The organism is Saccharomonospora halophila 8, assembly GCF_000383775.1.
Classification (GTDB): domain Bacteria; phylum Actinomycetota; class Actinomycetes; order Mycobacteriales; family Pseudonocardiaceae; genus Saccharomonospora; species Saccharomonospora halophila.
This window is the reverse complement of sequence record NZ_KB912474.1, coordinates 6,707-10,034: the sequence shown is the minus strand read 5'-3', so window position 1 is coordinate 10,034 and position 3,328 is coordinate 6,707. Positions and strand designations below refer to the sequence as shown.

General features: G+C 70.2%; 5 protein-coding genes and 1 pseudogene. 2 read left to right on the top strand and 4 right to left on the bottom strand.

What is annotated here, in order from left to right:
- A partial coding sequence (locus SACHA_RS0100270) for a (Fe-S)-binding protein (protein ID WP_019806249.1) occupies positions 1–783 on the top strand: 783 nt, incomplete at its 5' end.
- 152 nt (positions 784–935) lie between these two features.
- The gene (locus SACHA_RS0100265; protein WP_019806248.1) at positions 936–1,556 is read left to right on the top strand and encodes a class I SAM-dependent methyltransferase; all 621 of its coding nucleotides are present in this window, start codon (positions 936–938) and stop codon (positions 1,554–1,556) included.
- Between the two features lie 106 nt (positions 1,557–1,662).
- Here SACHA_RS0100265 and SACHA_RS0100260 read toward each other — a convergent pair whose 3' ends face one another.
- The 4 genes and pseudogenes from SACHA_RS0100260 to SACHA_RS24745 all read right to left on the bottom strand — a co-directional run.
- The gene (locus tag SACHA_RS0100260; RefSeq protein ID WP_007026983.1) at positions 1,663–2,256 is read right to left on the bottom strand and encodes a GTP-binding protein; all 594 of its coding nucleotides are present in this window, start codon (positions 2,254–2,256) and stop codon (positions 1,663–1,665) included.
- Positions 2,237–2,623 carry a DUF742 domain-containing protein gene (locus SACHA_RS0100255; RefSeq protein ID WP_019806246.1) on the bottom strand — a complete coding sequence of 129 codons (387 nt, stop codon included), beginning with the start codon at positions 2,621–2,623 and terminating at the stop codon, positions 2,237–2,239. Before SACHA_RS0100255 ends, SACHA_RS0100260 begins: the two co-directional genes overlap by 20 nt.
- A complete protein-coding gene (locus tag SACHA_RS0100250) occupies positions 2,620–3,030 on the bottom strand; it encodes a roadblock/LC7 domain-containing protein (protein ID WP_007026981.1) in 411 nt (136 codons plus the stop codon). The genes SACHA_RS0100255 and SACHA_RS0100250 overlap by 4 nt, the downstream gene beginning before the upstream one ends.
- A gap of 6 nt (positions 3,031–3,036) precedes the next feature.
- Positions 3,037–3,328: pseudogene (locus SACHA_RS24745) on the bottom strand (histidine kinase); the annotation flags it as partial.

Here is a 3,328-nt window from a genome sequence, read left to right as displayed (position 1 = left end):
CGGGAGGCGTTCGCGGGGCTGCCGCGGCGGGTGCGCCCATCCGGGCCGACACGGCGCCGGGTGGCGCTGTTGTCCGGCTGCGTGCAGGATGTGTTCTTCCACGAGGTCAACGCCGCCACGCAGCGGGTGCTGGCCGCCGAGGGGTGCGAGGTGCTCACCCCGCGGGACCAGGGCTGCTGTGGCGCGCTGGGCCTGCACGCCGGGCGCGAGGAGCACGCCGTCGCGCGGGCCCGGCGCACGATCGAGACGTTCGAGCGGCTGCCGGTGGACGACATCGTGGTCAACGTGGCCGGGTGCGGCTCGTCGATGAAGGAGTACGGCACGCTGCTCGCCGACGACCCGGAATGGGCCGAGCGGGCGCGGGCACTGTCGGCGAAGGTCCGCGATGTCAGCGAGGTGCTGGCCGAGCTGGAACCGCGCGCGCCGCGGCACCCGGTCGAGGCGAGGGTGGCCTACCACGACGCCTGCCACCTGCGACACGCCCAGGGCGTGTGGTCCCAGCCCCGGCAGGTGCTGCGCACGATCCCGGGCGTGGAGGTGGTCGACCTGCCGGACGCGGAGCTGTGCTGCGGCTCGGCGGGCGTCTACAACCTGCTGCAGCCGGAGGCGGCCGCCGACCTGGGCAGACGCAAGGCGGACAACGTCCGCTCGGTGCACCCGGACCTGCTGGTCACAGCCAACCCGGGCTGCCTCCTCCAGATCGCCCGCTACCTCGACACCGACGACCTCCCCCTCCAACACCCCGTCCAACTGTTGGACCGCTCGATCCGCGGTGTGCCGTGAAGGACTCCTTCCCTGCGCCCGGTGCCGTGAAGGACTCCTTCCCTGCGTCCAGTGCAGTGAGGGCCCCCTTCGCTGCGTTGAGGGCAGGGAAGGAGGAAGGAGTCCTTCACGGGCACCCGGTGAGTGGGCACACGGGCGGTTAGGCTCAAGGGATGCCGGGACATCGGATCTTCGCCGCCATGTACGACCGGATGGCCGCGCCGGTCGAGAAGAATCTGCTCGGGCCGCGGCGCGAGGGGATGCTGTCCGGGGTGACCGGGCGGGTGCTCGACGTCGGGGCCGGTACCGGGGTGAACCTCGATTACCTCCGCAACGCCGAGCAGGTGGTGCTCACCGAGCCCGACCCGGCGATGCGCGCGAAGCTGGAGCGCAAGCTCGGCCGGGCACACGCGCCGGTGGTCCAGGTCAGCGACGCGGCCGCCGAGGAGCTGCCGTTCGACGACGACTCGTTCGACGCGGTGGTGTGCACCCTCGTGCTGTGTACGGTGGCCGACCCCGCGCGGGCGTTGGCCGAGGCCCGTCGCGTACTGCGCCCCGAGGGAACCCTGTACGTGCTGGAACACGTCCGCGGCGAGGGTGCCCAGGCGAGGTGGCAGGACCGCGTCACCCCGTTGTGGAAGCGTCTCGGCGCGGGATGTCACCCCAACCGGGACACCCGGACGGCGGTCGAACACGCCGGCTTCACCTTCACCGAGCTGGAGAACCTCCGGGCAGGCCCCCGCTGGATCCCCGCCAGCCCCCTCCTCCAGGGCACCGCCCACCCGACGGGGTGAACCGTGAAGGGCACTTTCCCCGCGCTCGGCGCCGTGTGGGGCACTTTCGCTGCGTGAGACGCAGGGAAAGTGCCCCTCACGCCACACACGCAGGGTGAGGGGGCCGTCAGCGGGCGGCGGGCACCAGGTCCGCGGTGGACATGACGTACTCGATGAGGGTGATCAGGACCTGCTTGGTGGACTCCTTGTCCCGGGCGTCGCACAGCACCAGCGGCACCTCGGGGCCGACGTCGAGCGCCGCGCGCACCTCCTCGGTCCCGTACATGTGCGCCTGGTCGAAGCAGTTCACGCCCACCACGAACGGCAGTCCCCGGCGCTCGAAGTAGTCCACCGCGGGGAAGCACGACTCCAGCCTGCGCGTGTCGGCGAGCACCACCGCGCCGAGCGCACCCTGGGCCAGCTCGTCCCACATGAACCAGAACCGGTCCTGCCCGGGGGTCCCGAACAGGTACAGGATCAACTCGGAGTTGATCGTGATACGCCCGAAGTCGAGCGCCACGGTGGTGGTGGTCTTCGCCTCCACACCGGACAGATCGTCCACGCCCTCGGACGCGGACGTCAGTGACTCCTCGGTGCGCAGCGGCGGAACCTCGCTGACCGAACCCACCATCGTGGTCTTGCCGACCCCGAAACCACCGGCGACCAACAGCTTCACCGCCGTCGCCGTCAGTCGCCGCTCGTCAGAGTTTGCGGATGCCATCCAGAACCGCCTGCAGTACGTGTTTGTTGGGGGCGTCGCCCTCGGGCGTCGCCTTACGGAAGATCACATAATTCTGCTCGATCAAATCGCTGAGCAGGACCTTGACCACGGGCAGGGGCAGGTCGACGTGTCCACCCACCTCGGCCACCGACATCGGTCGCTGGCACATGTGCACGATCTGGGCGTACTCGCTGGGCAGATGCGCGGCCTCGGCAGGCGTGCACAGCGACACGACGAGCGTCATCATGTTCAGGCCGAAGTTGTCCGACCTGGTCCGGCCGCCCGTCACCACGTACGAGCGGACGAGGCCACCACCGTCGTCGGTCTCGCCGGCCTCGTCGAACCACTCCTGTCCGAAGTCACTCATGGCGCACTTTGTTGTTCCACCCTCGGCGCCGCGCTGAGCACCGCGCCTACCCGTTTGACCATCATGTTCATCGAGTACGCCACCATGCCCATGTCGGCGTCCTCGGACGTCAGCAGGGCCAGGCAGGCCCCGCGCCCGGCGGCCGTGACGAAGAGGAACGCATGGTCCATCTCCACCACGGTCTGCCGCACCGCTCCACCGCCGAAGTGCCGCCCGGTGCCCCGAGCCAGGCTCTGGAACGCCGAGGCGACGGCGGACAGATGCTCCCCGTCCTCTTCGGACAGATTACTCGATCGCCCGATCAACAGGCCGTCCGACGACAGTACGACGGCGCGTTCGGCTCCCGCGACCTGGTTCACCAAGTCGTCCAGCAGCCAGTCGAGTTCGTTGACTCCCGAGTTCGTCATGGTGTCTCAGTCTCCAGTCTCGTCGCCGCCGGGTTTCTGGTGCCGTGCTCTCCGAGTGCCCATCTGGAACGCCGAGAGCCTGCTACGTGCGTCGTCGGGAGTCTCCGCGGGATCGGTGGCGTCACCGCCCTGCTCGGAGGGCCCGGCCTCGTCGCGCAGCTGCGGAGCCAGATTCTCCTGCCTGCGCCTGCGGGGCAACGGCGGCTTCCCACCCGCCGAGGCGTCCTCCTGGGCCGGTGGCCCGGCGTTCTGCCCGGCGTTCTGGGCGGCGGCCTGCGGAGCGGACTGCGCCGGCGGG

What these genes read in the sequence shown, in the direction of transcription:
- SACHA_RS0100250 (WP_007026981.1), bottom strand. Translation starts at nt 3,030, where the DNA reads ATGACGAACTCGGGAGTCAACGAACTCGACTGGCTGCTGGACGACTTG.
- SACHA_RS0100260 (WP_007026983.1), bottom strand. Translation starts at nt 2,256, where the DNA reads ATGGCATCCGCAAACTCTGACGAGCGGCGACTGACGGCGACGGCGGTG.
- SACHA_RS0100255 (WP_019806246.1), bottom strand. Translation starts at nt 2,623, where the DNA reads ATGAGTGACTTCGGACAGGAGTGGTTCGACGAGGCCGGCGAGACCGAC.
- SACHA_RS0100265 (WP_019806248.1), top strand. Translation starts at nt 936, where the DNA reads ATGCCGGGACATCGGATCTTCGCCGCCATGTACGACCGGATGGCCGCG.